Below are 3304 nucleotides of genomic sequence, written 5' to 3' on the forward strand. Positions count from 1 at the left end.
AGTTGCCATGTCGATCTGCCGGTGTCGTCCACGTCCTCGATGTTATTCGAACGCAAGTTCGAGATCGAGGTAATACAGAGGGACACAGAACCGTCCCCGCGAAGCCCGGAAAACCACCACAAACGGGGGATGCCGCCCCCAGCCATGCCAGCATGGGCCCCATGGCTTCGGTTCCAGGTGATCGTGCTCTTCGTGTGGACCCGGCTCCGGTCAACGACTATGACGGCTTGGCCGAGGCGTATTCGGCGGAGAACGAGATCAGCCTCAACAACGCCTACTACGAACGGCCCGCGACGCTGGCCCTCGCCGGAGAAGTAACCGGACGGCGGATCCTCGATGCGGGCTGCGGCTCGGGCCCGCTGTTCGCGGCGCTACGCGACCGGGGAGCCGTTGTGAGCGGCATCGACGCGAGTGCCGCGATGCTGGAGCAGGCCCGGCGGCGACTCGGTGCCGACGCAGACCTGCAGGTCGCCGACCTGGCCGACCCGCTGCCGTACCCCGACGATTCGTTCGACGACGTCATTGCGTCCCTTGTGCTGCACTACCTGCAAGACTGGGAGCCGACGCTCGCCGAGTTGCGGCGCGTACTGAGGACCGACGGCAGGCTCATCGCCTCGGTCAACCATCCCTTGGCCGACTACTGCGTTCAGCGCTTTGCCGGGCGCCGGCCCGACTACTTCGAGACCTACAGCTCGACCGAAGAATGGACCATGGGCGGCCATACAACCCAGATGAACTTCTGGAACCGGCCGCTGCACGCGATGACCGATGCTTTTACCGCGGCAGGCTTCCGGATCTCCGTCATCAGCGAACCCCAGCCCGTGCCGGCCGCCCGCGAGCTGTTCCCCGACGACTTCCACCTGCTCGCGACCGCCCCGAGTTTCCTGTTCTTCGTCCTACAGGCCGGCTGACTGTCGCGGCATGAGCGCTTACTTCATGGCGGCGATCTGGATGAGGTTGCCGCAGGTGTCGTCGAAGACCGCGGTGACCACGGGCCCCAGGTCGGTCGCGTCCTGGGTGAACTCGACGCCCAGCCCCTTGAGCCGGTCCACCTCGGCGTAGACGTCGTCGACGGCGAACTGGGTGAACGGGATGCCGTCGTTGACCAGGGCGTTCTTGAACGCGCCCGCCGCAGGGTGGCCGTCCGGCTCCAGTAGTAGCTCGACGCCGTCCGGGTTGGCTGGGGAGACCACGGTGAGCCAGCGGGCCTCACCGGCGGGCTCGTCGGTCTTCTTGATGAATCCCAGCTTCTCGGTATAGAAGTCAAGCGCCTTGGCCTGGTCGTCGACGAGCACGCTGGTGATGTTGATGCGGATCACGAGTTCGGTTCCTCTCGGTTGACGGGCCACCGCTCGACGATCGAGCGCAGCGGGCTCGTGTCGACATGGTGGAACTTGTACCGGCCCTGTCGCCGGGTGTGCACCAGACCGGCCTGTTCGAGCACCGCGAGGTGCTGCGAGATGGCCTGGCGTGAGGAGGCAAGGCCGTGCTTCATGGTCAGCCGGCCGCAGATCTCGAACAGCGTCTGACCGTCCTTTTCGGTCAACTCGTCCAGGATCGTGCGTCGTGTCGCGTCGCCGATGGCCTTGAACAGGTCGGGGTTCGCGTCCACACATCCAGTTATATGCAAGGCGACGCTTGCCTGTCAAATTCTACATCTTCGCGCCGAACTGGGAAGCCGCATCCCTGAGGGTGCTCGCCAGGCGAACCGTGGTTAACCCGCAACCGCGCTCCGCCCAGCTCACGCCGTCGTCCACGGGCCCGAAGGCGCCGATCGTCGGCTCACGCCTGCGTTAGACTCCTGCCGGTGACACCCAGAACCGCCGTGGTGCGCAGGCCGAGGAACCGCAAGGCGCAGATCGCGACCACGGCTGCCGAGCTGTTCTGCAGCAGGGGCTACCACAATGTCGGGGTCGACGACATCGCCGACCATGTGGGGATCACCGGTCCGGCCATCTACCGGCACTTCCGCAACAAACAGGCCATTCTCGATCACGCCGTGGGCGAGCTCTGCGACTCCTTCACCCTGGCCATCAGGCGGGCCGACGACGCGGAATCGCCCTCGGCGGCACTGGACACGGCCGTGCGGGAGCTGGCCAGACAGGCCGTGCAGCGCCGGTCACTGGGCCGGCTCTACCAGTGGGAGGGGCGGCACCTGGCGGAGCCGGACAGGGTGCGTGTGACCGAGCAGATGGACCAGGGTGTGCGTCGCCTCCGCGACCTCCTGCTCGAGGTGCGCCCGGAGCTGAACCGATCCGACGCCGGCTACCTGACCACCGCCGCGCTGAGCGTGCTCGCCAGTCCCGCTACGCATCGAGCGAGACTGGCCACGGGCAGGGCGGAAGACGTGGTGCACGGCATTGCCCGCGAGGTGCTGGCGCTACGAGATCTGCCTCCAGCGGCCACCGCGGAGGCAGTACGGGAACGTAGTGCGGGCCCGATGATGCCGCGCCGGGAACGACTGCTCGCCGAGGCCGTCCGGTTGTTCCACCTGCACGGCTACCACGGTGTGAGCGTGGACGACATCGGTGCGGCCGCTGGGATCAACGCATCCAGCGTCTACCGGCACTTCGCGGGCAAGGCGGACCTGCTCGCCGCGGTCTTCTACCGGGCGGCCGAGCGGCTCAGTGTCGCGACCGCCGACGCTCTCGGCGCCGCCGGCGACGCAGAGGCGGCACTGCGTGCCCTCATCGCGGCCTACGTGCGGCTCATCCTGGACCAGTCGGACATGGCCGCGGTCTATGTGTCCGAGAACACGAACCTGCCCGCCGCGGACCGGCACCGGTTGCGCGGTACACAGCGCAGGCACGTCGACACGTGGGTACGGCTCGCCGGGGAGTGCCGCGTGCCGGAATCTCCGACGCGGGTCCGCTTCCGCGTGCACGCCGCGCTGAACGTCGTGACCGACATCGCGCGGGGCCATCGAGGGCGCGCCGACGTGCCCCGGGCCGGTCACCTGGTGACGAGCATCCTGTTCGGCGGAGGTCCGTAACCGCCCTGTCGCCGGTCAGTACCTGAGGCCCTTTCACGACCCGTTCGAGGGCAGTCGAACCAGCGATGGCATCGTTAGGACGCCACTTCGGTGGTATCCCTGCACGCTCCACCGGAGGACCCGCACGTATGAACCAGCTCCGAGCCGATATGCCCGCGGCTGCCCCCACCGGCGCCGGGGCGCCGGCCCCTCGGCGTTTTCGGCCGGAGTTGCAGGGGTTGCGGGCGTTGGCTGCGTTGTTGGTGGTGGTGTATCACGTCTGGTTGGGCCGGATTTCCGGTGGCGTGGATGTGTTTTTTGTGATTTCGGGGT

The 3304-nt window shown here is 67.3% G+C and carries 5 protein-coding genes; 3 read left to right on the forward strand and 2 right to left on the reverse strand.

The genetic code is table 11. The annotated features are described in order from the left end of the window. The first annotated feature begins 161 nt into the window (after nucleotides 1–161). Nucleotides 162–911, forward strand: coding sequence for a class I SAM-dependent methyltransferase (locus tag D0C15_RS33745; protein WP_116052083.1), 750 nt, complete (start codon nucleotides 162–164; stop codon nucleotides 909–911). A gap of 18 nt (nucleotides 912–929) precedes the next feature. On the opposite strand, the gene D0C15_RS33750 is transcribed toward D0C15_RS33745, so the two are convergent. Both D0C15_RS33750 and D0C15_RS33755 read right to left on the reverse strand, forming a co-directional pair. After that, nucleotides 930–1319 (reverse strand): VOC family protein, encoded by a 390-nt coding sequence (locus D0C15_RS33750; protein ID WP_116052084.1) that lies wholly within the window; start codon nucleotides 1317–1319, stop codon nucleotides 930–932. Further along, nucleotides 1316–1612 (reverse strand): ArsR/SmtB family transcription factor, encoded by a 297-nt coding sequence (locus tag D0C15_RS33755; RefSeq protein ID WP_116052085.1) that lies wholly within the window; start codon nucleotides 1610–1612, stop codon nucleotides 1316–1318. Before D0C15_RS33755 ends, D0C15_RS33750 begins: the two co-directional genes overlap by 4 nt. A 195-nt stretch (nucleotides 1613–1807) precedes the next feature. Between D0C15_RS33755 and D0C15_RS33760 the strand changes: the two genes are divergently transcribed. After that, nucleotides 1808–2992 carry a TetR/AcrR family transcriptional regulator gene (locus tag D0C15_RS33760; protein ID WP_116052086.1) on the forward strand — a complete coding sequence of 395 codons (1185 nt, stop codon included), beginning with the start codon at nucleotides 1808–1810 and terminating at the stop codon, nucleotides 2990–2992. A 128-nt stretch (nucleotides 2993–3120) separates the two neighbouring features. After that, nucleotides 3121–3304 (forward strand): hypothetical protein (locus D0C15_RS34890; RefSeq protein WP_211323425.1); only part of this gene is annotated, 184 nt, incomplete at its 3' end.

Origin of the sequence: Amycolatopsis palatopharyngis (genome assembly GCF_003385185.1) — a bacterium.
GTDB classification, from domain to species: domain Bacteria; phylum Actinomycetota; class Actinomycetes; order Mycobacteriales; family Pseudonocardiaceae; genus Amycolatopsis; species Amycolatopsis palatopharyngis.